Genomic DNA, 21,749 nt, shown 5'->3' on the forward strand with positions numbered 1-21,749 from the left:
CACAACTCTGTTTGACGAAATGGTTACACGCGCTACGGTGTTTCTCACACCCGGTACCGGCCTCAGCGACGAGACAGGAGCCCCCTTGTCCGGATTCAATTGGGAAGACCTCATGGCCTTCCTCACACGTCGTGCGGACGACATCCTCGAACTCACCCGCGATCACCTCGTCGTCGTCCTGATCTCGGTCGCACTGGCAGCGATCATCGGGGTCGGTCTCGGCATCCTGGTGCGTGACCGGCGCATCGCCCGCACCAGCGTCCTCACGGCGGCGGCCGTCGCCATCACGATCCCCTCACTCGCCCTTCTCGCTCTCCTGAGCCCGGTGCTCGGTCTCGGCTGGCTTCCGACCGTCGTCGCGCTGGTCTTCTACTCCCTGCTCCCCGTAGTCCGAAACACGGTCGTGGGGCTGCGCGAAGTGCCCGTCTCGGTGCTCGAGTCGGCGCGAGGCATGGGTCTGGGCGCGACGCGCATCCTGTTCACCGTCCAGCTCCCGATCGCCTGGCCGGTCATCATGACCGGCATCCGCATCGCCGCACAGCTCACGGTCGGCATCGCGGCGATCGCCGCCTACGTCGCCGGCCCCGGGCTCGGCGAGTACATCTTCAAGGGGCTGAGCTCGCTCGGCTCGAAGAACGCGCTCAACTATGCGCTCACCGGCACCGTCGCCGTGATCCTGCTCGCTCTCCTCCTCGACGGCATCCTCGTGCTCATCGCCCGCCTCACCACCTCAAGGGGTCTCCGTGCCTGACATCACCACGAACACCGGCGTTCTCTCCTCGCTCGCGGCCCAGCAGGGCGGAGTCGACATCGTGCTCGACCACATCACCAAGCAGTACCCGGGGCAGCAGTCGCCTGCTGTCGAAGACTTCTCGATGCGTGTGCAACCGGGCGAGCTGATCATGTTCGTCGGTCCCAGCGGCTGCGGCAAGACGACGACCATGAAGATGATCAACCGCATCATCGAGCCGACATCGGGCTCCATCCGCATCAACGGCGACGATGTACTGTCTCTCGACGGCAACGAGCTTCGTCGGCACATCGGCTATGTCATCCAGCAGATCGGCCTGTTTCCGCACTTCACGATCGCCGAGAACATCGCGATCGTGCCGAAGCTCCTCGGGTGGTCGAAGTCGCGGATCGCCGACCGCGTCGATGAGCTGCTGCGCACCGTGCAGCTCGACCCCGGCACGTTCGCACAGCGCTATCCGCGGCAGTTGTCGGGCGGTCAGCAGCAGCGGGTCGGCGTCGCCAGAGCGCTCGCCGCTGACCCGCCCGTCATGCTCATGGATGAGCCCTTCGGAGCCACCGATCCGATCACGCGCGAGAAGCTGCAGGCGGAGTTCCTCCGGCTCCAGGCCGAGATCGGCAAGACGATCATCTTCGTCACGCACGACTTCGAAGAGGCGATCCGGATGGGCGATCGCATCGCCGTGCTCAGCGAGCGGAGTCGGATCGAGCAATTCGACACCCCGGCTCGCATCCTCGCGGAACCTGCCAACGACTACGTGCGCTCGTTCATCGGCGAGGGGGCTGCACTCAAACGCCTCGCTCTCATCCCCGTCAGCGATGCCCGGATCGGGTCTGCAGACGCGACCGCGCCGGCAGCGACCGTCGGCGAGCAGGCCTCCCTCCGTGAGGCACTCGACACGCTCGTCGTCACAGGCGCACCACGGGTCAACGTGACGCGTGGCGGGGAGGTCGTCGGCTCGATCGATCAGGCGGCGATCTCCGCTGCGCTCGGCCTCGAGGGTCCCGCCCGTCGACACGAGGAGGCCTGATCATGACCGGCCCACAGGTGGTCCCCTCCGCGACCACGGTGCTGCAGACCCAGAGCGTCCGGCGCCGAGGGATGCCTGTGCTGCTGCGCCGGATGATGCCGCTGATCGTCGTCGCCGCCGTGCTCCTGCTCACCTACGCCTGGGTGGCCGGTCTGGAGCTCGATTCGATCGAGCAGCGCACGCTCAACGCCGACTACATCACGTCGCGGATCGGGGAGCATCTCCTGCTCTCGATCATCGCATCGGTGCTTGTCGCTGTGACCGCCATCCCGGCGGGGATCGCGGTGAGTCGATCGCGCTCGAAGGTGTTCCGCGGCATCGTGATCGGCATCGCCAACATCGGGCAGGCGACTCCGGCCATCGGCGTCGTGATCCTGCTCGCGATCGTCTGGCAGACGGGCTTCACCACCGCCCTCCTCGCCCTCGTCATCTATTCGTTCCTGCCTGTGCTGCAGAACACGATCGCCGGGCTCGCGCAGGTCGACCCGAACATCCGCGAATCGGCGAGGGGGATGGGGATGACGCCCGCTCAAGTGCTCCGCCGGGTCGAGCTCCCACTCGCGTCACCGGTCATCCTCGCCGGCCTTCGCACCGCCCTCGTCTTTGCGGTCGGAGTGGCCACCGTCGCGACGTTCATCAACGCCGGTGGCCTCGGCGACATGATCATCAACGGACTCAAACTGCAGCGGTACCCCGTTCTCGTCGTCGGGGCGGTCCTCGTCGCCGCGATCGCCGTGCTCATCGACTGGGCGGCCGGTGTGGTGGAAGACATCGTGCGCCCCAAGGGCCTCTGAAAACCCTCGCTCCCTTCCCGAAAGGAAACGCAATGAAATCCCGTACCATCGCATCCGTCTCGCTTGCGGCGCTCGCCGCCGGCGCGCTGGTCCTCACCGGTTGCTCCTCCAGCTCCACAGGAGGTGCCGGTGCCCAGGGTGACGAGCTCGACGGTCTCACCGGAGAGATCGGCTCCAAGGACTTCTCCGAGCAGTACATCCTCGCCTACATGACGGCTGAGCTGCTCAACGCGCATGGCGCCGACGTCGAGGCCAACACCAAGCTCGTCGGCTCCGCCAACGTGCGCCAGGCGCTCGAGAACGATCAGTTCCTCGGATACTGGGAGTACACCGGCACCTCCTGGATCACTTACAACGGCAACACCACGCCGGTGCAGGGGGCTGAAGCGCAGTTCGAGGCGGTCAAAGCGGCCGACGCGGAGAACGGCATCGCGTGGCTCGACCCCGCCCCGTTCAACAACACCTATGCCTTCGCGATCCGTCAGAGCGCGGCGGACGAGCTCGGCGTCGAGTCGCTGAGCGACGTCGTGGGCCTGCCCAGCGCCGACCAGACGTTCTGCATCGAGAGCGAGTTCTCGACGCGCGACGACGGCTGGCCCGGACTGAAGGAGGCCTACGGCTTCGACGCGCCGGACGCGAACGTCACGATGCTCGACACGGGTGTCATCTACACCGCGACCCAGAAGGGCGATGACTGCAACTTCGGCGAGGTGTTCCAGACCGACGGTCGCATCCCGGCGCTCGACCTGGTCGTCATGGCCGACGACAAGGAGTTCTTCCCGAGCTACCAGGGTGGCTTCACGCTCAAGCAGACCACGCTCGACGAGTACCCGGCGATCGCCGATGTGCTGGCGAAGCTGAGCCCCCTGCTGACCACCGAGGTCATGCAGGAGCTCAACGCCAAGGCCGACGTCGACGGTGAGGACCCCGAAGACATCGCCATCGACTGGCTCGAGGAGCAGGGGCTCATCTGATGGCATCGACCCTTCAGCTCGGCGAGAGCTTCGTCGGCGACGGCGCGAACGCGGCGCACATCAACACGGTGCTCGGACATCGCGAGGGCCCGGCGGGGACGGCGTGGGCAACGGCCCTCGCCGGCCCCAGCCACGGGCACGTCCCCTTCGTAGCGGTGCTTCGCCCATCCCTCCCGGTCAAGCCGATGACACTGTTCGTCACCAAGGCCGCCCCGGCGAGCGACGAGCACGGGCTCCTGATCTGGGGGCCCGCGCAGGCGGGCGTCGCGGCCGGTGTCGCGGACGCCGTCGCCGACGGTGTGATCGCCCGTGAGGCCGCGGACACGCACGCGCTCATCGCGGCGGTGTGGGTGAATCCTGCGGCCGACGACCCCGACGCGGTCTACCGGAACAACCGCGAAGCGACCCGAACCGCGCTCGCCAACGGGGCCGCCCGGCTCCCCGACCTCGACGAGGTGCTGGCAGCCCGTCACGAGCCGCGCAATCCCTTCTTCACTCCCTCCGTCTCGATCTCGAAGGACACGCACGACCGATGAGTTCCCCCACTCCTGTGCTCGACCCCACCCACGTCGATACCCGGCCCACCGTCGGGTTCATCGGCCTCGGCAACATGGGCTCCGGCATGACCCGCAATCTTCAGGCTGCCGGCTTCCCGCTCGTGGTCACCGACCTCCGGCGTGAGTCGGCGGCGGAGTTGATCGACCGAGGCGCGCGCTGGGCGGACACGCCTCGGGACGTCGCATCGTCCAGCGACCTGGTGATCACGATGCTGCCGACGCCGAAGCACGTCGAGGCTGTGGCCACGGGGTCGGACGGACTGGTTGCCGGACTTGCGGACGGCGGCACCTGGATCGACATGTCCACCTCGGTGCCCGACGTGCTCGACGCCGTTCGCGCGGCGACCACCGGACGCGACCTGCACCTGCTCGACGCCCCCGTCAGCGGGATGTCTGTGGGGGCCGCGAACGGCATGCTGCAGATCTTCGTGGGAGGCGCGACGGAGGACGTCGAGCGCCTGCGCCCCGTCTTCGAAGCTATGGGAGATCCGGAGCGGATCCTCCATGTGGGAGGACCCGGCGCGGGCTACGCGGTGAAGCTCATGATCAATCAGCTGTGGTTCTCGCATCTCGTCGCCACCGCCGAGGTGCTGTCGGTCGGTGTCGCGGCAGGGGTCGATCTCGGCGTCCTGCGTGATGCGCTCATCGCCAGTCCGGCGAACAGCACATTCGTCTCGCGTGATGTGCTCTCCATCCTCGACCACGGGGACTACGACGAAGGCTTCGCCATCGCTCTCGCGTGCAAGGACCTGGGGCTCTCGGTCGATCTGGCCCGCTCGGTGGGCATGCCCGTGGAGCTGTCCTCGCTCGTCGAGCAGATCTTCCGCCGCGCCCGTGCGAGCTACGGCGACCGTGCGGGCGAGATGACACCGGTTCGCCTGTACGAAGACCTCCTCGGCCGCGATCTGCGTCGGGAGGTGGCCGCATGAGCGCCCTTCGGGAGAGCGAGGTCATCGCTTCCGTCCCCACCGGTCTGCTGATCGGCGGGGAGTGGCGTTCCGCCGGATCCGGTCGCACCTTCGAGGTCCACGACCCGTCGAACGGCGAGGTGCTTGCCGAGGTCGCCGATGCGACCCCGGAGGACGGCATGGCCGCACTCGATGCGGCGGCGGCGGCCCAAGCCGGCTGGGCGGATACCGCGCCCCGTGTCCGTGGTGAGATCCTGCGCCGTGCCTTCGAGCTCGTGACCGCCCGCGCCGAGGACTTCGCGCTGGTCATGACGCTCGAGATGGGGAAGCCCCTCGCCGAGTCACGGGCCGAGGTGGCGTATGGTGCCGAGTTCCTGCGCTGGTTCTCGGAGGAGGCACCGCGCATCTCCGGGCGCTACGCGACCGCGCCGGACGGTCGGAACCGGCTGCTGGTCGCCAAGCGGCCGGTCGGACCGAGCCTGCTCATCACTCCCTGGAACTTCCCGCTCGCGATGGCGACGCGCAAAGTCGCTCCCGCGCTCGCGGCAGGCTGCACCGCGGTGCTCAAGCCGGCCGCGCTCACCCCTCTCACGGCGCTGCTCTTCGCCGAGATGCTGCGCGAGGCCGGTGTGCCGGACGGGGTCGTGAACGTCATTCCGACGAGCCGCGCCGGCGCGGTCACAGGGCCGCTCCTCACCGATCCGCGACTGCGCAAGCTCTCGTTCACCGGGTCGACCGAGGTCGGACGCCGCTTGATCGCCGATGCTGCGCATCAAGTGCTGCGTGTGTCGATGGAGCTCGGCGGCAACGCGCCATTCCTCGTCTTCGAGGACGCTGATATCGATGCGGCCGTGGAGGGCGCGCTCCTGGCGAAATTGCGCAACGGCGGCGAGGCGTGCGTCGCGGCGAACCGATTCCTGGTCCACGAGAGTGTGGCGGACGACTTCACCTCGCGCCTGGTCGAGCGCATGGCCGGCTATGTGAACACGCGCGGCACCGATCCGGCCTCGACGCTCGGCCCCCTCGTTGACGAGTCGACCCGCGAAAAGGTCGCAGAGCTGGTCTCCGGAGCGATCGAAGACGGTGCACGAGTCGCGCTCGGCGGCAGTGTTCCCTCGGGTCGTGGGTACTTCTATCCCGCGACCGTGCTCGTCGACGTACCGCACGACGCCCGCATCCTGCGGGAGGAGATCTTCGGGCCGGTGGCACCGATCACGACCTTCCACGACGAGGACGAAGCGGTGCGCCTCGCGAATGCGAGCGAGTACGGACTGGTGTGCTTCGCGTACACGCGTGACCTGAACCGAGGCCTCCGCCTCGCCGAACGGCTCGAGACCGGGATGTTCGGTCTGAACACTGGTCTCGTCTCGAATCCGGCAGCGCCCTTCGGTGGCGTCAAGCAGTCGGGAATCGGGCGCGAAGGCGGGCTCGAGGGCATCGACGAGTATCTCGAGACCACCTACATCGGCATCGCCGACCCCTTCGCCTGAACGACGCATTCCCTGAAGGAGCCCTTGTGCACATCACCGATTTCTCCCTCGATCACTTCTCCCTGCGGGGCAGGAGCGCGATCGTGACGGGAGGCAACACCGGCCTCGGCCAGGCGTTCACGCTCGCGCTCGCCAAGGCGGGAGCGGATGTCTTCATCCCGACGCTGTTCGATGACGGCGGCGAGACGGCGACACTGCTCACCGAGGTGGGGGCGGGCCACCGCGAGATGCGGGTCGACATCACCGAGGGCGGTGCACCGGCGCGGGTCGTCGAGGCCTGTGTCGACGCCTTCGGTGGCGTCGACATCCTGGTCAACTCCGCCGGGATCAGCCGCATCGCCGATGTCACCGCGTTCGGACGGGAGCAATGGGATCCGATGGTCGCCGTCAATCTCACCGCGGCATTCGAGATGTCGCACGAGGCCGCCAAGCGGATGATTCCGCAGGGCTCGGGCAAGATCATCAACATCGCGTCGCTCTTCGCCTTCCTCGGCGGTCTCGGCTCGCCTGCATACGCGGCGACCAAGCACGGCATCGCCGGTCTCACCAAGGCGTATGCGGACGAACTCGGGGGCCATGGCATCCAGGTCAATGCGATCGCGCCCGGCTATTTCAACACCCCCATCACCGAGGAGTCCCGCTCCGACCCGGGGGCGAACCAGCGCATCGTCGACCACACACCCGCGGGGAGGTGGGGGGACGTCGCCGACCTGATGGGGGCGACGGTCTTCCTCGCGAGCCCCGCTTCCGACTTCGTCAACGGGCACGTGCTGTCCGTCGACGGCGGCTATCTGGTGCGCTGACCGCGGCGCTCGAAACCTCACAACGAACAGGACACATTCCCCATGGTTGCTTCACGATCAGCGCTCTCCCGCGAGGAGATCGTCGCCCGGCTGCAGGAGATCCTCGGAACGGACCAGGTCGAGACCGACACGCAGGCGCTGCGCGAGGCGAGCGTCGACCGTTTCAAGAAGTTCACGTCGGTGCACGGGATCTACGACGGACCGATCCCCGCGGCCATCGCTTACGCCCGCTCGACCGCGGAGGTGTCGGCGATCCTCGCGTTCGCGCAGGAGAACGTCATCAACATCGTCCCGCGGACGGGACGCACCGCGACCGAGGGCGGGCTGGAGACGATCGTTGAGGACTCGATCGTGCTCGACGGCTCGCGCATGGACGCCATCGTCGAGATCGATCCCGTCGACATGATGGTGACCGCGCAATGCGGTGTGCCCTTGCAACTGCTCGAGGACACCCTGCGGGCACGAGGTCTCACCACAGGGCATTCACCGCAGTCCAAGCCGCTCGCGCAGATGGGCGGGCTGGTCGCCACGCGGTCGATCGGACAGTTCTCCACTCTGTACGGCGGAATCGAGGACATGGTGGTGGGGCTCGAGGCGGTGCTGCCGGGTGGCGAGGTCGTGCGCGTCAAGAACGTCCCGCGCCGGGCCGCCGGGCCCGACATCCGGCACATCCTGATCGGCAACGAGGGCGCCCTGGCCGTTATCACCGAAGTGACCGTCAAGGTGTTCACCTACCAGCCCGAGAACAACCGATTCCTCGGCTACCTCGTCGATTCGCTGCCCGCAGGGGTCGCCGGTCTCCGGGAGATCATCGTCGCCGGCTATCGCCCGTCGGTGGCGCGAGCCTACTCGGAGGAGGATGCGGCCCAGCATTTCGCGCACTTCGCTGAGGGAAAGGCTGTGGTCGTCGTCGTGGCGGAGGGGCCGCAGGGCATCGCCGACGCCACTGCCGCGGGGATCGAGGAGATCTTCTCCGGTATCCCGCATGAGAAGGTCGATCCCGGAGTCATCGAGAACTGGTTCGACAACCTCAACTGGGGGCAGGACAAGATCGACGCGGAGAAACGCGAGATGCTCGAGAAGGCGCACCTCGGCTACACCACGGAGGTGTCGATCGACTGGTCGGGCGTGGAAGAGCTCTTCGACTCGGTGATGCGGCGCGCGCGCACGGAGTTCCCGCGCGCGGCGGATCTCACGATGCTCGGCGCGCACTCCTCCCACAGCTATCAGACGGGAACGAATCTCTACTTCGTGTACGACTACGACATCGCCTGCGCGCCGCGCGAGGAGATCACGGAGTATCACGAGCCGCTCAACGCGATCGTCGTCGAGGAAGCCCTGCGCCTGGGCGGGTCGATGGTGCATCACCACGGCATCGGCAAGTACCGCACCCCGTGGACGCACGAGGAGCACGGCAGCGCCTATCCGTTGCTGCGATTGCTGAAGGACGGCCTCGACCCGCGCGGGATCATGAATCGCGGAACCATCTACCCGTTGGACGACGAGGAAGCGGGGCAGCTGAGGTGAAGGCCCCGGCGGCCGGCTACGTCGTCGCGATCGACAACGGCTCCCAGAGCACCAAGGTGATCATCGTCGACGACCGGGGTGTCGTGCATGCGAGTGCCAGGGTCGCCCTCCAGCCGTACTCGACGCCGTCGCCCGGGCGCTGGGAGCATCCGGGCGACGACCTCTGGGACTCGATCATCGCGGCCACGCGCACCGCGATGGAGGAGTTCTCCGGTGACCCGGCGGAGATCCGTGGCATCGGACTCTGCACGATCCGCTTCTGCCGCGCGGTGCTGCGCGCCGACGGGACCCTGGCCCAGCCTGTCATCAGCTGGATGGATGAGCGGTTGCCGCGGCCGTACGAGAAGGAGGTCGACGATGCGGTGTACGTCACGACATCCTCGGGCTACATCGGGCACCGGCTCACGGGGGAGAGGCGAGATGCCGCAGGGAACGTCCAGGGCATGTGGCCGGTCGACACGGCCCGCTGGGCGTGGAGCGATTCCCCGGAAGACTACCTCCGCACCGGCCTGGATCCTTCGATGCTCTTCGATCTCGTGCTCCCGGGGGAGGTCTTGGGGGCGCTGACCGAGGACGCTGCGACGCTTACGGGACTCCCTGCGGGGATCCCGGTGATCGCGACCTCGAACGACAAGGCCGTCGAGGCGCTCGGGGCCGGCCTGCGCGATGAGGAAGATGCGCTGCTCTCCCTCGGCACCTATGTCGCGACCATGACGCCCGGGTCACGCCCGCTACCGGACGAGCCGGATGTCTGGACGAACTTCGCGTCGGAACCCGGCGGTTTCCTGTACGAGAGCAGGGGTGTGCGTCGTGGGATGTGGACGGTGAGCTGGTTTCGCGACCTTCTCTCCGATGCTGATGCCACCACCACGGAGGACGAACTCAACCGCGGGGCCGATGCCGTGCCCGTTGGCGCCGGGGGCCTCGTCGTCGCGCTCGACTGGCTTGCACCTGCCGACCAACCCTGGCGGCGGGGCGCGCTGGTCGGCTTCGACGGCACGCAGGGAAGGTTCCACATCCACCGTGCCATCCTCGAGGCTCTTGCGATCGAGACGGAGGCGGCGGACTCGCGCGCGAGGACGGCGCTGGGGCGGCCGCGACGACGCCTCCTCGTGACGGGCGGGGGGAGTGCTTCGGCGCTCATGTTGCGCATCCTCGCCGCGGTCTACGGGGTACCCGTGCGGGTGCCCGCTCTCCGCGATGCGGCAGGGATGGGGGCGGCGATCTGCGCCGCAGTGGGCACCGGGATGCACCCGACGTGGGAGGCTGCGGTAGCCTCGATGGTTGCCACGGAGGTCGAGGTCGAGGCCGATGCCGAGGAGATCCTGGCCTATGCCGAGGTGAAGAGGACCTACGCGCGGGTGCTACCCCGCGCGAGACAGCTCTTCGCCGACGGCGAGAGTCCGGTCAGCGCCAGATGACGGCGAGACCCGCGTTCACGAGGGCCAGGATGCCGATCAGCCAGAACACGGCGGGCGGCACCGTCGCGTCGCGCTTCTGGCGAGCGGAGCCGATGCCGAGCAGGGCTCCGATGATCAGCAGCACGACCAGCTTGACGCCGATCTTGACGTAGTTGAGGTCGTACTCGATACCCCACGGTGCGGCGAGTGCGAGACCCGCGACACCGGCGATGGCGAGACCGTAGTCCATGATCTTCGTGATCTGGCGCTTGCCCCCGAACGCCTGCGCCGCCCAGGCGCCGAAGAGCACGGCGAATCCGATGAGGTGGACGAACAGCACGATGTGGCGGAGAGTCTCCATGCCCTCACCGTACGAGTGCGACGCCGTTCTGCGCTAGCAAGGGCAGGCTGACCTCAGCGCACCGGAGGCGGCGCGTGCGCCCGTGTACACCTGTCGGGAGGATTCACGGATGTCGGGAGAAAACGGCAGTCCCGCCCTCCGCCCGGGCATTCTCCCGACGGGCGTGACAGCTGCCTCAGCCGCGCAGCTCGCGTGTCACGAGGGCGGTGCGCAGGGCGGCGTCGGCCGCTTCGGCGCCCTTGTCCTCCTTGGATCCCGCAAGGCCCGCGCGGTCCACCCCCTGCTGTTCGTCGTCGAGGGTCAGCACCCCGAATCCCACCGGCTTGCCGGCGTCGAGCGCGACGCGGGTGAGGCCGTCGGTGGTCGCGGCCGACACGTACTCGAAGTGCGGGGTTCCGCCGCGGATGATGACTCCGAGCGCGACGACCGCGTCTGCGCCACCCGCGAAGGCAGCCTGCGCAGCGATGGCGAGCTCGAAGGATCCGGGCACCCGCACCAGTCGGTGCGTGGCCTGTGCGGCGTCCAGCACGCGCTCGGCGCCGGCGATCAGGCCGTTCGAGATCGTCTCGTGCCAGGTGCCGGCGACGATGACGACGTTCAGTCCACGCCCGTCGATGTCACCGGTCTCGGGTGCTCCAGCGCCGCTCATTTCTCATCCTCTCCCTTGGCGAGAGCTTCTGCGAGCTCCGCTTCGCCGATGATGTGACCCATCCGGTCACGCTTGGTCTCCAGGTACTGGTGGTTGTTGGGGCCGACGCCGACGATCAGCGGCACCTGTTCGACGACGTCGAGGCCGAGTTCGCGCAGCTGCGCGACCTTGTCGGTGTTGTTCGTCAACAGACGCACCTTCGACACTCCCAGGTCGGCGAGGATCCCGGCGGCTGCGGCGTAGTCACGGGCGTCGGCGGGCAGGCCCAGCGCGAGGTTGGCATCGACCGTGTCGAGCCCCTCTTCTTGAAGACTGTACGCGCGCAGCTTGTTGATGAGCCCGATCCCGCGTCCCTCGTGCCCACGCATGTAGATGACGACGCCGCTCTCCTTCTCGATCGCATCGAGGGCGGAGTCGAGCTGCGGACCGCACTCGCACTTCAGCGATCCGAAGGCCTCACCTGTCAGGCACTCCGAGTGCACCCGCACGAGCGCGGTCTCGCCGAGCTCACCGGACACGACCGCGATGTGGTCGGTGCCGGTGATGCGGTCCTTGTAAGCAAGGAACCGGAAGCTGCCGTGGGTCGTCGGCACCGTGGCATCGGCGCGCAGGCTCACGCGGCGACCGCGGTGCGCGCCGGGCGTCGCGCCCTCGGGGTCGATCTCGTTGAGGTGCTCGATGAGCTGCTCGATCGTGATCACCGGCACTCCGTCACGAGCGCCGAGCTCGATCAGGCCCGGCAGACGCATCATGCTGCCGTCTTCCGCGACGACCTCGGCGATCGCACCGACGGGGCGCAGTCCCGCCAGCTTCATCAGCTCGACAGCGGCCTCGGTGTGACCGCTGCGCTCGCGCACGCCGCCGTCCACGGCGCGGAGCGGGAGGACATGTCCCGGGCGGATGATGCTGGTCGCCGTCGAGTCCGGATCGGACAGCACGTTCAGGGTGTGCGCCCGGTCGTGCGCGCTGATGCCGGTGGTCACGCCCTGGGCGGCGTCGACGCTCACGGTGTAGGCCGTCGAGCGGGCGTCCTCGCTGGCGGCCACCATCGGCGGCAGATTCAGATGATCGGCGAGATCGGCAGGCATCGGAGCACAGATGAATCCGGACGACCAGCGCACGGTCCAGGCCACCCATTCCGGGGTCGCGAGCTCCGCAGAGAGGATGACATCCCCTTCGTTCTCGCGATTCTCGTCGTCGGCGACGAGGACGGGGCGGCCGGCGCGCAGCGCATCCAGGGCCTCGGCGATCGTGGAAAGGCTCATCGCGAGCCTCCTTCCGGTGCGGCGCGGAACGCGAGCAGGCGCTCGACGTGCCGGGCGAGGACGTCGGTCTCCAGGTTCACGCGGTCGCCGACGGCGCGCAGGCCCAGGGTCGTCGCGGTCAGGGTCTCCGGGATCAGCGAGATCTCGAACCAGGGGGAGGGGGCGGCAGGAGCGCTGACGGCGCTCACCGTCAGCGAGGTGCCGTCGACCGAGATCGACCCCTTGTCGACGACCAGCGGGGCGAGGTCGGTGGGGAGGCTGATGCGCAGCACGCTCCACTCGGCCCCCGGTCGCACTTCGAGCACGTCGCCGGTGCCGTCGACATGGCCTTGCACGATGTGACCGCCGAGCCGCGCGCCGACGGGCATGGCCTTCTCGATGTTCACCCGGGTGCCGACCGTCACCGACCCGATCGCCGAGACATCGAGCGTCTGCTTCATCACGTCGGTGTCGAACGCGTCGGCCGTCGAGCCGACCACGGTCAGGCACACTCCCGAGACCGCGATCGACTCGCCGTGCACCGCATCCGCGGCGGCACGGGGCGCGCGCACGGTCAGGCGCCAGCCGTCTCCGGACGGTGCGATCGCCGTGATCTCGCCCATCTCCTCGATGATTCCGGTGAACATCAGGCGGCTCCTTCAGGTTGCAGGTCGGTGTCTTCCACGGGGTGCGCGATCGCGAGGAGATCGTCCCCGAGCGGCACCCACTCGTCGATCACGAGGCGCCGGGCCTCGGCGATGGATCCGACCCCGATGTCGGTCAGCGCGAGTCGTCGGCCGCCGAGCAGCACGGGCGCGACGTAGGCGAGGACACGGTCGGCGAACCCTGCCGCGATGAAAGCGCTGGCGAGGGTCGGACCGCCTTCGACGAACAGGCTCTGCACACCTCGGGAGTGCAGCTCTGTCATGACCGCGCGCAGGTCGTGGGTGTCGAGGAACAGCGGCGTCCGGGGGTGCCGACGCAGCGCGGCATCGGCCGGAGTGGCCCGCGCGCCGATGACCACCGGGACCGGCTGGTGCGGCAGCAGGGCGTCGCCGTCGCGGGCCGTGAGAGCGGGGTCGTCGGCGAGCACGGTGCCGGTGCCGACGGCGATGGCGTCGGCTTCCGCGCGACGTCGGTGCACGTCGGTACGCGCGGCCGCACCCGTGATCCATCTGCTCGAGCCGTCGTCCGCAGCGGCGCGCCCGTCCAGGCTCTGCGCCCACTTGACCGTGACGTGCGGGCGGCCGAGCCGCTGCGCCGTGAGCCATCCGTCGATGATGGCGTGGGCGGCCTCCGCCTGTTCGCCCGCCTCGACGTCGATCCCGGCCGCGCGCAGGCGATCTGCTCCTCCGCCCGAGGCAGCTCCCGGGTCATCGAGCGCGTAGACGACGCGGGCGATGCCCGCCTCGATCAGCGCAACGGCGCACGGGCCGGTGCGGCCGGTGTGGTTGCAGGGTTCCAGGGTGACGACCGCGGTGGCCCCGCGGGCCTCGAGGGGGTCGAGCTTCGAGAGCGCGTCGACCTCGGCGTGCGGGGTGCCGGCGCCGTGGTGCCATCCCTCGGCGAGCACCGCGCCGTCGGGGGAGAGGATGACCGCACCCACCTGGGGGTTCGCCCCGCGCGGTCCGCGGGCGGCGAGGTCGAGCGCGCGAACCATCGCGTCGTGCTCTGCCGCGTTCACTGCCATCCGTCGTCCTCCTCTGAGGCTCCGAGGTCAGGCGGGGATGGCGGAACGGACGCACGGATGCGTCTCGTGCTGCCTCCCTTCCGGACTAGCGAGGTCTCCCTCGCATCACCGTCGGTCCCGGAGTTCCACCGGATCGGCATCCCGATCTCTCGAGACGCTCGCGGACTGTCACCGCCGGTTCGGATTCTCACCGACCCCGGAGCACGTTGTTGTTCTGAGTGTACTCAACGCGTCTGCGCGCATTTCATTCCACGACGGGGACTTCTCACCCGCCGCTCGCGCTCGACGTCACTTGAGTAGCCGCGACAGCCGCCGGTCGGCGAGCACCTTGCCACCGGTCTGGCAGGTGGGGCAGTACTCGAGCGAGCGGTCGGCGAAGAACACGCTGCGTACGGTGTCTCCGCACACCGGGCACGCCTCTCCTCGACGGGCGTGCACCTGCATCCCGCGGCGCTTGGCGTCTTTCAGATCGGCCGGCGGCTTGCCGGAGGCTTCGGCGATCGCCTCGGTCAGCGTCGCGCGCAGAGCGGCGAACAGGCGGTCGATCTCGGCGTCGTCCAGCTTTCCCGCGATCGCATACGGTGACATGCGCGCCGCGTGCAGGATCTCGTCGGAGTACGCATTGCCGATGCCCGCGATCACCGCTTGGTCGCGCAGCAGTCCCTTGATCTGCATCCGCCGATCCTCCAGCAGCCCGGCGAAGGTCTCCCTGGTGAATGCGGGGTCGAGAGGATCGGGCCCGAGCCGCGCGATGCCGGGAACCTCTCGCGGATCACGGACCACGTAGACGGCGAGTGACTTCTTCGTTCCGGCCTCCGTGAGATCGAAGCCGCTGCCGTCGTCGAGTGCGATGCGCAGCGCGATGGGGGACTTGCCCGGCTTGAGGAGCGTGGTCGGCAGCGCGTCGTACCACCGGAGCCACCCCGCCTTCGCGAGGTGGAAGACGAGGTGCAGATCGTCGCCGCAGGAGAGCACCACGAACTTGCCGTGACGAGCGGACGCCGTGATCGCCCGACCCTGCACGGCGGTGACCGGCGGGTCGTAGGTCTTGAGCGCGGCGATGGCGGCCACGGTCGCCCGCGTGATCGTCCGCCCCACGGCGCGCTCGTCGAGAAAGGTGGTCAGACCCTGGACTTCCGGCATCTCCGGCATGCGTTCATCCTGTCACCGGCCGCCGACACTGTCACCCGGTAGGGCGCCTCAGAGCACCGGCCAGTCCACCGGGGCGCGGTCGTCGTCGGGCAGCAGCCCCGCGATCCACCCGTCGTCACGGCCGCGCTGGCTGGTCAGCGCCTGGCGCTGCAGACCTTCGTAGCGGAAGCCGAGAGCGCGCGCGGCCCGTGCGGAAGGGACGTTCCCCACCACGGCCTGCCAGCGGATGCGGGCGAGGCCGAGGTCGGCGAAGCCCCAGTCGATCACGGCGTGGGCCGCCTCGACGAGATACCCCTTGCCGCGCGCGGAGGTCTCGACCCAGTAGCCGAGCTCGGCGGTCGCGCCCGTGAAGTGGTCGCCCATGTTGTGGAGACCGATCATGCCGACGAGGGCGCCGTCCGCGTAGACGCCCCACACGGCCTCCGTTCCCGCGTTCCAGTGCTCGGTCACCAGACGCACGAAGGCCTCCGCATCTTCGCGGGAGTACGGGCTCGGCACCGTGGTCCAGCGGGGGAGCTCGGGGTCCTGACACGCCTCGGTGATCGCATCGACGTCGGCATCCGTCGGAACATGAAGGACGAGACGTTCGGTGGTGAGCACGACGGATTCCATCCCGACAGCCTACGCAGGCGAGCGCTCGCCGGCGGACGGCGGCGGGAGTGTCCCTGGGCGCGACTAGTCTTATCCGGTGACTGTTCCGGGGATTCTGCGCGCCTTGGAAGAGGCGTCTCTGTACCGCGACGCCCTCAGTTGGGCGCGCACCGACGCCGACCTCGGCCTGGTCGACGGACTCGACGCGCCGACCCTGGCCGGGCTGCTGGCCCGACGTACCGCGGCGGGACATCCGGCCGCTCTTCTCGCGGTCGTGCCCACCGGTCGGAGGGCGGAGAGCCTGGCACTGGCGATGCACGCCTACATGCCAGACGCCGACGTCCTCACGTTCCCCGCCTGGGAGACGCTCCCGCACGAGCGGCTCAGCCCGAGCCCCGACACGGTGGGCCAGCGCCTCCAGACGCTCCGCCGGATCGCCGAGTGGTCTGGGGATCACCCGTTGATCGTGGTCGCCTCCGTCCGGGCAGCGCTCCAGCCGATCGCGGGAAACCTCGGCGAGATCGCGCCGCTCGAGCTCCTGGTCGGCGGTCGTGGTCACGAACTCGACCGTGTCGTGGAGCAGCTGGTCGAGCGGGCGTATTCGCGCGTCGACATGGTGTCGCGGCGAGGAGAGTTCGCGGTGCGCGGCGGCATCCTCGACGTGTTCCCGCCGACCTCCGAGCACCCCTACCGGGTGGAGTTCTTCGGCGACGAGATCGATCAGATCCGCGCGTTCTCGGTGGCCGACCAGCGCTCGCTGCCGGGCGAAGTCACGAGCGTCGACCTTCCTCCCACCCGGGAACTGCTGCTGACGACAGAGGTCCGCGAACGCGCCCGCGCGCTCGTCGGCGGCTTCCCGGCGATCTCCGGCATGCTCGAGAAGATGGCCGAGGGCATTCCGGTCGAAGGCATGGAGTCACTGCTCCCCGCCGTCGCCGGACCGTTGAAGTCGCTGGCAGAGTACCTGCCGGCCGGGAGCGCGACGGCGGTCATCGATCCCGAGCGCGCGAGCGCACGCGCGATCACCCTGGGCGACACGAACCGCGAGTTCCTGGATGCCGCGTGGAGCGCGGCCACCTCCGGGGCCTCCGCTCCCATCGACCTGGGGGCGGGCGACTTCCTGACCATCGCCGAGCTCCGGGAGGTCGTGCGCGACCGCGGCGGCGTGTGGTGGCGGCTCAGCCCGTTCGGTGCAGGCCTCGGCGAGGGCGATGCCGAGGCGACCAACCTCGGCGCCGCCGTCATCCCCTCCTTCCATGGCAACGTCGACGGGGCCATTTCCTTCGTCGAGGCGAAGGTGACCGACGGGTGGCGCGTGGTCGTGATCGCCGCCGGTCACGGCCTGGTCGATCGTGCACGCGACGTCCTCGCAGACCGGGGACTGGCGGCTCGCGTGCTCGAGGCGCTCGACGAGGCGCCGGAGCCCGGTGTCGCGACGCTCGTCACCGGGTCGATCGAAGCGGGCTTCCAGATCGAAGAGGCGAAGCTCGCGGTCCTCACCGACAACGAGTTCTACGGTCGTACGATCGGCGGGGACCAGCGCGTCGTCAAGAAGCTCGCCTCCCGCCGCAAGAACGTCGTCGATCCGCTCCAGCTCAAGCAGGGCGACTTCGTCGTGCATGCGACGCACGGCATCGGCCGGTTCGTGGAGATGACGAAACGGGAGGTGTCCACCGGCGGACGCAACGCCGCCAAGTCGACGCGCGACTACCTGGTCCTCGAGTACGCACCCTCCAAGCGCGGGTACCCGGGCGACAAGCTCTTCGTTCCGACGGATCAGCTCGACCTGCTCTCGAAGTACGTCGGCGGTGAGGCCCCCACGCTCTCGAAGATGGGCGGCAGCGACTGGTCGCAGGCCAAGGGCAAGGCGCGCAAGGCGGTCCGCGACATCGCCGTCGAGCTCGTGAAGCTCTACTCCGCGCGCATGAGTGCCAAGGGGCACGCCTTCGGCCCGGACACGCCCTGGCAGCGTGAGCTGGAGGAGGCTTTTCCGTTCGCTGAGACGCAGGACCAGTTGCAGACCATCGACGAGATCAAGGCAGACATGGAGCGGCCGATCCCGATGGACAGGCTGCTCTCGGGCGATGTCGGCTTCGGGAAGACCGAGGTCGCTGTCCGTGCCGCGTTCAAGGCGATCCAGGACGGCAAGCAGGTCGCCATGCTCGTGCCCACCACGCTCCTCGTGAAGCAGCACCTCGAGACCTTCACCGAGCGCTTCGCCGGCTTCCCGGTCAAGGTGCGCCCGCTGTCGCGCTTCCAGACCGACAAGGAGGCGCGGCTGACCCTCCAGGGGTTGCTGGAAGGCTCGGTCGACATGGTGATCGGCACCCACCGCATCCTCACCGACCAGGTGATGTTCAAGGACCTCGGTCTCATGATCATCGACGAGGAGCAGCGGTTCGGAGTCGAGCACAAGGACTCGCTGAAGAAGCTGAAGACCAACGTCGATATCCTCGCCATGAGCGCCACCCCGATCCCGCGCACCCTCGAGATGGCGGTCACGGGCATCCGCGAGATGTCGACGCTGGCGACTCCGCCCGAGGACCGTCACCCGATCCTCTCGTTCGTCGGCCCTCGCAGCGACAAGCAGATGGCCGCCGCGATCCGACGCGAGATCCTGCGCGAAGGACAGATCTTCTTCGTGCACAACCGCGTGCAGTCCATCCAGCGCGTGGCGAGCGAGCTCGCGGAGCTCGTCCCGGAGGCCCGCATCGCCGTCGCTCATGGACAGATGGGCGAGCACCAGCTGGAACAGGTCGTCGATGACTTCTGGGAGCGCAAGTTCGACGTCCTCGTCTCGACGACCATCATCGAGACCGGCCTCGACATCGCCAATGCGAACACGATCATCATCGACCGCGCCGACAAGTACGGACTCAGCCAGCTGCATCAGCTTCGGGGTCGTGTCGGACGAGGGCGTGAGCGCGCGTACGCGTACTTCCTCTACGACGACACCAAGCCTCTCTCCGAGACCGCGGCAGACCGGCTGCAGACGATCGCGGTCAACAACGACCTCGGATCCGGCATGCAGGTCGCGCTGAAGGACCTCGAGCTGCGGGGGGCGGGCAACCTCCTCGGCGCCGAGCAGGCCGGACACATCGCCGGTGTCGGATTCGATCTGTACCTACGCATGATCGGCGAGGCCGTGGCGACCTTCCGTGGGGACGAGGTCGAGACCGGACAGGAGCTGCGGCTGGAGCTGCCTCTCGACGCGCGCATCCCCGAGCACTACATCGACAGCGAGCGCCTGCGCCTCGAGGCGTATCAGAAGCTCTCGGCCGCTTCGGCTGCGACGGCGAAGGAGGAGGCGATCGACCTCGTGATCGAGGAGCTCGTCGACCGCTACGGCACACCACCGGAGGAAGTCGAGGGCCTGGTCGCGGTATCGCGTCTGCGCCGCCGGGCCGCGCGCGCCGGGCTCACGGATGTGGTCGTCATGGGCTCGAACCTGCGTATCGCGCCCGCGCGGCTCGAAGACTCGATCAAGGTGCGGTTGCAGCGGCTGTACCCGAAGGCGAAGCTCGTGGCCGGGGGAGAGGCGCTGGTCGTGCCGATGCCCATGGTTCCCGCTGCGGTCGGCGTCGGTCTCGAGCCGCTGCCCGATCCGCAACTGCTCGAGTGGGTCGGTCAGCTGTTCACTGCGATCTTCCCCGAGCCGGTCGCGGCCGAGTAGCGCACGGCGACCGCGGGCGGTACTAGTCTGGCCGCATGTTGTACGAGCACCTCGGGGCTCGGCCCCGCATCCATGACACCGCCGTCATCGCCCCCACCGCCGTCATCTCCGGCGACGTCGAGATCGGGCCGGGCTGCCAGGTGCTGCACGGCGCCGTGATCACGGCCGAAGGGGGAGCGATCACGCTCGGCGAGCACGTGATCGTGATGGAGAACGCGCTCATCCGGGCGACCGCCGCGAACGCGGTGCACATCGGCTCGCACACACTGATCGGCACGCTGTCGAGCATCGCGGGCGCGACCGTGGGCGAGGAGACGTTCCTCGCATCGGGGTCGCGGCTGTTCAACGGTTCGCTGGTGGGGTCGCGCTGCGAGGTCCGCGTCAACGCGATCGTCCTCCGCCGCGCCGTCCTGCCCGAAGGCACGGTGGTTCCGATCGGCTGGGTGGCCGTCGGCGATCCCGTGCAGCTCTTCTCGCCGGACCGGGGGGAGGACATCGCGGCGGCCCAGCCCGACCTCGACTTCCCGGGGCACGTCTTCGGGGTCGACCGGGATACCCCCGACCTGATGGTGCAGCTCACCGAGCGCTACGGCACGTCACTCGCGCGGCACGCTGGTGACAGCGAGGTCTGACCTGTCGCGCCCTTCGAATCGCGCAAACTGTCGTGTATCCGGCCGGGATAGGACCGTTTGCGCGATTCGAAGGGGTCAGATGACGCCCTGGGCGAGCATCGCGGCGGCAACGCGCTCGAAGCCCGCGATGTTGGCACCCGCGACGTAGTCACCCGCGACGCCGTGACGCTCCGCGGCGTCGAAAGCCGCATCGTGGATGTCGGCCATGATCTCGCGCAGCTTGTTCTCGCTGTCTCCGAAGCTCCAGCGCTGGCGCGAGGCGTTCTGGCTCATCTCGAGGGCCGAGGTCGCGACCCCGCCCGCGTTGGCGGCCTTCCCGGGGGCGAACAGCACGCCCGCCTGCTGGAACGCCTCCACGGCATCGGGCACGCAGGGCATGTTCGCGCCCTCGGAGACCACGCGCACGCCGTTGGCGATCAGAGCCTCGGCATCGGCCAGTCCGAGCTCGTTCTGGGTGGCTGACGGCACTGCGATGTCGACCGGGACCTCCCAGACGCTGCCGCCTTCGACAAAGCGGGCGCTCGGGCGGCGGTTGGCGTACTCGACGATGCGGGCGCGCTCGACCTCCTTGAGCTGACGGAGGAGGTCGACGTCGATGCCGGCGTCGTCGACGACGTAGCCGGAGGAATCGGACGCGGTCACCGGCGTCGCGCCGAGCTGTGTGGCCTTCTGGATCGCGTAGATGGCGACGTTGCCGGAGCCCGAGACGCCCACGCGTTTTCCAGCGAGGGAATCGTTGTGGACGGCGAGCATCTCCTCGGCGAAGAACACCGCGCCGTAGCCGGTCGCCTCGGTGCGCACCTCCGCGCCGCCCCAACCGGTGCCCTTGCCGGTGAACATGCCCGACTCGTGGCGGTTGGTGACCTTGCGGTACTGGCCGAACAGGTAGCCGATCTCGCGGCCGCCCACTCCGATGTCGCCGGCGGGAACGTCGGTGTGCTCGCCGAGGTGACGGTAGAGCTCGTTCATGAACGACTGGCAGAAGCGCATGACCTCGGCGTCGGACTTGCCGTGCGGGTCGAAGTCGGATCCGCCCTTGCCGCCACCGATTCCCTGACCGGTGAGCGCGTTCTTGAAGATCTGCTCGAAGCCGAGGAACTTGATGATCGACAGGTTCACCGAGGGGTGGAAGCGGAGCCCGCCCTTGTACGGGCCGAGCACCGACGAGAACTGGACGCGATAGCCACGGTTGACCTGCAGCTTCCCGGAATCGTCGACCCACGGCACGCGGAAGAGGATCTGACGCTCGGGCTCGACGAGCCGCTCCAGGATGCCGCCCTCGACGTACTCCGGGTGCTGTTCCAGGACCGGCGCGATCGAGTGCAGCACCTCATGGACGGCCTGCTGGAACTCCGGCTCGTGCGGACTGCGCGTGAGAACCGTGTCGAAGACGGGCTGCACGGCGGGGGTGAGCGGATGGAAGTCGACGGGAGTCGTAGCGGTCACGCGGAAGGGACTTTCTGGTGGGGGATGATGGTGCAGGCGATCGTGTCGCGTGAGGCTTCGCCGGATCCGGCGCGAGA

General features: G+C 68.6%; 20 protein-coding genes and 1 riboswitch. Of the genes, 12 read left to right on the forward strand and 8 right to left on the reverse strand.

Translation table 11 applies throughout. The annotated features are described in order from the left end of the window. The first annotated feature begins 85 nt into the window (after positions 1-85). Genes LC041_RS07250 through LC041_RS17340 form a run of 10 tightly spaced genes read left to right on the forward strand, consistent with a single transcriptional unit; the run spans position 86 to position 10,255 of the window. Positions 86-751, forward strand: a complete 666-nt coding sequence (locus LC041_RS07250) for an ABC transporter permease (protein ID WP_226532431.1) — start codon at positions 86-88, stop codon at positions 749-751. Continuing rightward, positions 744-1,781, forward strand: coding sequence for an ABC transporter ATP-binding protein (locus tag LC041_RS07255; protein WP_226532432.1), 1,038 nt, complete (start codon positions 744-746; stop codon positions 1,779-1,781). Before LC041_RS07250 ends, LC041_RS07255 begins: the two co-directional genes overlap by 8 nt. A 2-nt stretch (positions 1,782-1,783) precedes the next feature. Continuing rightward, on the forward strand, positions 1,784-2,575 hold the full coding sequence (locus LC041_RS07260; RefSeq protein WP_226532433.1) for an ABC transporter permease: 792 nt from the start codon (positions 1,784-1,786) through the stop codon (positions 2,573-2,575). A 32-nt stretch (positions 2,576-2,607) separates the two neighbouring features. Beyond that, positions 2,608-3,549, forward strand: a complete 942-nt coding sequence (locus tag LC041_RS07265; protein ID WP_226532434.1) for a glycine betaine ABC transporter substrate-binding protein — start codon at positions 2,608-2,610, stop codon at positions 3,547-3,549. Then, the gene (gene fae / locus LC041_RS07270; protein ID WP_226532435.1) at positions 3,549-4,085 is read left to right on the forward strand and encodes a formaldehyde-activating enzyme; all 537 of its coding nucleotides are present in this window, start codon (positions 3,549-3,551) and stop codon (positions 4,083-4,085) included. Before LC041_RS07265 ends, fae begins: the two co-directional genes overlap by 1 nt. Continuing rightward, a complete protein-coding gene (locus LC041_RS07275) occupies positions 4,082-5,035 on the forward strand; it encodes an NAD(P)-dependent oxidoreductase (RefSeq protein WP_226532436.1) in 954 nt (317 codons plus the stop codon). Before fae ends, LC041_RS07275 begins: the two co-directional genes overlap by 4 nt. Further along, positions 5,032-6,504, forward strand: a complete 1,473-nt coding sequence (locus tag LC041_RS07280; RefSeq protein WP_226532437.1) for an NAD-dependent succinate-semialdehyde dehydrogenase — start codon at positions 5,032-5,034, stop codon at positions 6,502-6,504. The genes LC041_RS07275 and LC041_RS07280 overlap by 4 nt, the downstream gene beginning before the upstream one ends. Positions 6,505-6,530: 26 nt before the next feature. Next, on the forward strand, positions 6,531-7,307 hold the full coding sequence (locus LC041_RS07285) for an SDR family oxidoreductase (protein WP_226532438.1): 777 nt from the start codon (positions 6,531-6,533) through the stop codon (positions 7,305-7,307). Between the two features lie 42 nt (positions 7,308-7,349). Further along, positions 7,350-8,834, forward strand: coding sequence for an FAD-binding oxidoreductase (locus LC041_RS07290; protein WP_226532439.1), 1,485 nt, complete (start codon positions 7,350-7,352; stop codon positions 8,832-8,834). After that, the gene (locus LC041_RS17340) at positions 8,831-10,255 is read left to right on the forward strand and encodes an FGGY-family carbohydrate kinase (protein WP_226532440.1); all 1,425 of its coding nucleotides are present in this window, start codon (positions 8,831-8,833) and stop codon (positions 10,253-10,255) included. Before LC041_RS07290 ends, LC041_RS17340 begins: the two co-directional genes overlap by 4 nt. Here LC041_RS17340 and LC041_RS07300 read toward each other — a convergent pair. The 7 genes from LC041_RS07300 to LC041_RS07330 all read right to left on the reverse strand — a co-directional run bounded on the left by LC041_RS07300 (position 10,242) and on the right by LC041_RS07330 (position 15,942). After that, positions 10,242-10,595 (reverse strand): Fe-S protein, encoded by a 354-nt coding sequence (locus tag LC041_RS07300; RefSeq protein ID WP_226532441.1) that lies wholly within the window; start codon positions 10,593-10,595, stop codon positions 10,242-10,244. The two genes, LC041_RS17340 and LC041_RS07300, sit on opposite strands and share 14 nt — an antisense overlap. 175 nt (positions 10,596-10,770) lie before the next feature. After that, on the reverse strand, positions 10,771-11,244 hold the full coding sequence (gene ribH / locus LC041_RS07305; RefSeq protein WP_226532442.1) for a 6,7-dimethyl-8-ribityllumazine synthase: 474 nt from the start codon (positions 11,242-11,244) through the stop codon (positions 10,771-10,773). Then, positions 11,241-12,509 carry a GTP cyclohydrolase II gene (ribA, locus tag LC041_RS07310; protein ID WP_226532443.1) on the reverse strand — a complete coding sequence of 423 codons (1,269 nt, stop codon included), beginning with the start codon at positions 12,507-12,509 and terminating at the stop codon, positions 11,241-11,243. The genes ribH and ribA overlap by 4 nt, the downstream gene beginning before the upstream one ends. Then, complete coding sequence (locus LC041_RS07315; RefSeq protein WP_226532444.1) at positions 12,506-13,135, reverse strand: riboflavin synthase; 630 nt, start codon at positions 13,133-13,135, stop codon at positions 12,506-12,508. The genes ribA and LC041_RS07315 overlap by 4 nt, the downstream gene beginning before the upstream one ends. After that, positions 13,135-14,178, reverse strand: a complete 1,044-nt coding sequence (gene ribD / locus LC041_RS07320) for a bifunctional diaminohydroxyphosphoribosylaminopyrimidine deaminase/5-amino-6-(5-phosphoribosylamino)uracil reductase RibD (RefSeq protein ID WP_226532445.1) — start codon at positions 14,176-14,178, stop codon at positions 13,135-13,137. Before ribD ends, LC041_RS07315 begins: the two co-directional genes overlap by 1 nt. Before the next feature lie 63 nt (positions 14,179-14,241). Next, positions 14,242-14,386, reverse strand: a riboswitch (FMN riboswitch). 80 nt (positions 14,387-14,466) lie between these two features. Then, positions 14,467-15,330, reverse strand: coding sequence for an Fpg/Nei family DNA glycosylase (locus LC041_RS07325; RefSeq protein ID WP_226532446.1), 864 nt, complete (start codon positions 15,328-15,330; stop codon positions 14,467-14,469). Between the two features lie 48 nt (positions 15,331-15,378). Continuing rightward, entirely contained in the window at positions 15,379-15,942 is a 564-nt protein-coding gene (locus LC041_RS07330) for a GNAT family N-acetyltransferase (RefSeq protein ID WP_226532447.1), read from the reverse strand. Positions 15,943-16,018: 76 nt separating this feature from the next. Here LC041_RS07330 and mfd point away from each other — a divergent pair, with 76 nt between their 5' ends. Beyond that, positions 16,019-19,594 (forward strand): transcription-repair coupling factor, encoded by a 3,576-nt coding sequence (mfd, locus tag LC041_RS07335; RefSeq protein ID WP_226532448.1) that lies wholly within the window; start codon positions 16,019-16,021, stop codon positions 19,592-19,594. Between the two features lie 35 nt (positions 19,595-19,629). Continuing rightward, complete coding sequence (locus LC041_RS07340; RefSeq protein ID WP_226532449.1) at positions 19,630-20,226, forward strand: gamma carbonic anhydrase family protein; 597 nt, start codon at positions 19,630-19,632, stop codon at positions 20,224-20,226. Between the two features lie 75 nt (positions 20,227-20,301). Here the strand turns inward: LC041_RS07340 and gdhA are convergent, their stop codons facing one another. Then, complete coding sequence (gene gdhA / locus LC041_RS07345) at positions 20,302-21,672, reverse strand: NADP-specific glutamate dehydrogenase (protein WP_226532450.1); 1,371 nt, start codon at positions 21,670-21,672, stop codon at positions 20,302-20,304. Positions 21,673-21,749 lie beyond the last annotated feature (77 nt).

Source organism: Microbacterium paraoxydans (assembly GCF_020524545.1).
Lineage (GTDB): Bacteria > Actinomycetota > Actinomycetes > Actinomycetales > Microbacteriaceae > Microbacterium > Microbacterium paraoxydans_C.

Bases quoted from the DNA above. Each gene is read 5' to 3' on its own strand.
- fae (WP_226532435.1), top strand. From the start codon at position 3,549: ATGGCATCGACCCTTCAGCTCGGCGAGAGCTTCGTCGGCGACGGCGCG.
- LC041_RS07260 (WP_226532433.1), top strand. From the start codon at position 1,784: ATGACCGGCCCACAGGTGGTCCCCTCCGCGACCACGGTGCTGCAGACC.
- LC041_RS07330 (WP_226532447.1), bottom strand. From the start codon at position 15,942: ATGGAATCCGTCGTGCTCACCACCGAACGTCTCGTCCTTCATGTTCCG.
- LC041_RS07275 (WP_226532436.1), top strand. From the start codon at position 4,082: ATGAGTTCCCCCACTCCTGTGCTCGACCCCACCCACGTCGATACCCGG.
- LC041_RS07325 (WP_226532446.1), bottom strand. From the start codon at position 15,330: ATGCCGGAGATGCCGGAAGTCCAGGGTCTGACCACCTTTCTCGACGAG.
- LC041_RS07280 (WP_226532437.1), top strand. From the start codon at position 5,032: ATGAGCGCCCTTCGGGAGAGCGAGGTCATCGCTTCCGTCCCCACCGGT.
- LC041_RS07300 (WP_226532441.1), bottom strand. From the start codon at position 10,595: ATGGAGACTCTCCGCCACATCGTGCTGTTCGTCCACCTCATCGGATTC.
- ribA (WP_226532443.1), bottom strand. From the start codon at position 12,509: ATGAGCCTTTCCACGATCGCCGAGGCCCTGGATGCGCTGCGCGCCGGC.
- ribD (WP_226532445.1), bottom strand. From the start codon at position 14,178: ATGGCAGTGAACGCGGCAGAGCACGACGCGATGGTTCGCGCGCTCGAC.
- LC041_RS07340 (WP_226532449.1), top strand. From the start codon at position 19,630: ATGTTGTACGAGCACCTCGGGGCTCGGCCCCGCATCCATGACACCGCC.
- LC041_RS07265 (WP_226532434.1), top strand. From the start codon at position 2,608: ATGAAATCCCGTACCATCGCATCCGTCTCGCTTGCGGCGCTCGCCGCC.
- LC041_RS07315 (WP_226532444.1), bottom strand. From the start codon at position 13,135: ATGTTCACCGGAATCATCGAGGAGATGGGCGAGATCACGGCGATCGCA.
- ribH (WP_226532442.1), bottom strand. From the start codon at position 11,244: ATGAGCGGCGCTGGAGCACCCGAGACCGGTGACATCGACGGGCGTGGA.
- LC041_RS07290 (WP_226532439.1), top strand. From the start codon at position 7,350: ATGGTTGCTTCACGATCAGCGCTCTCCCGCGAGGAGATCGTCGCCCGG.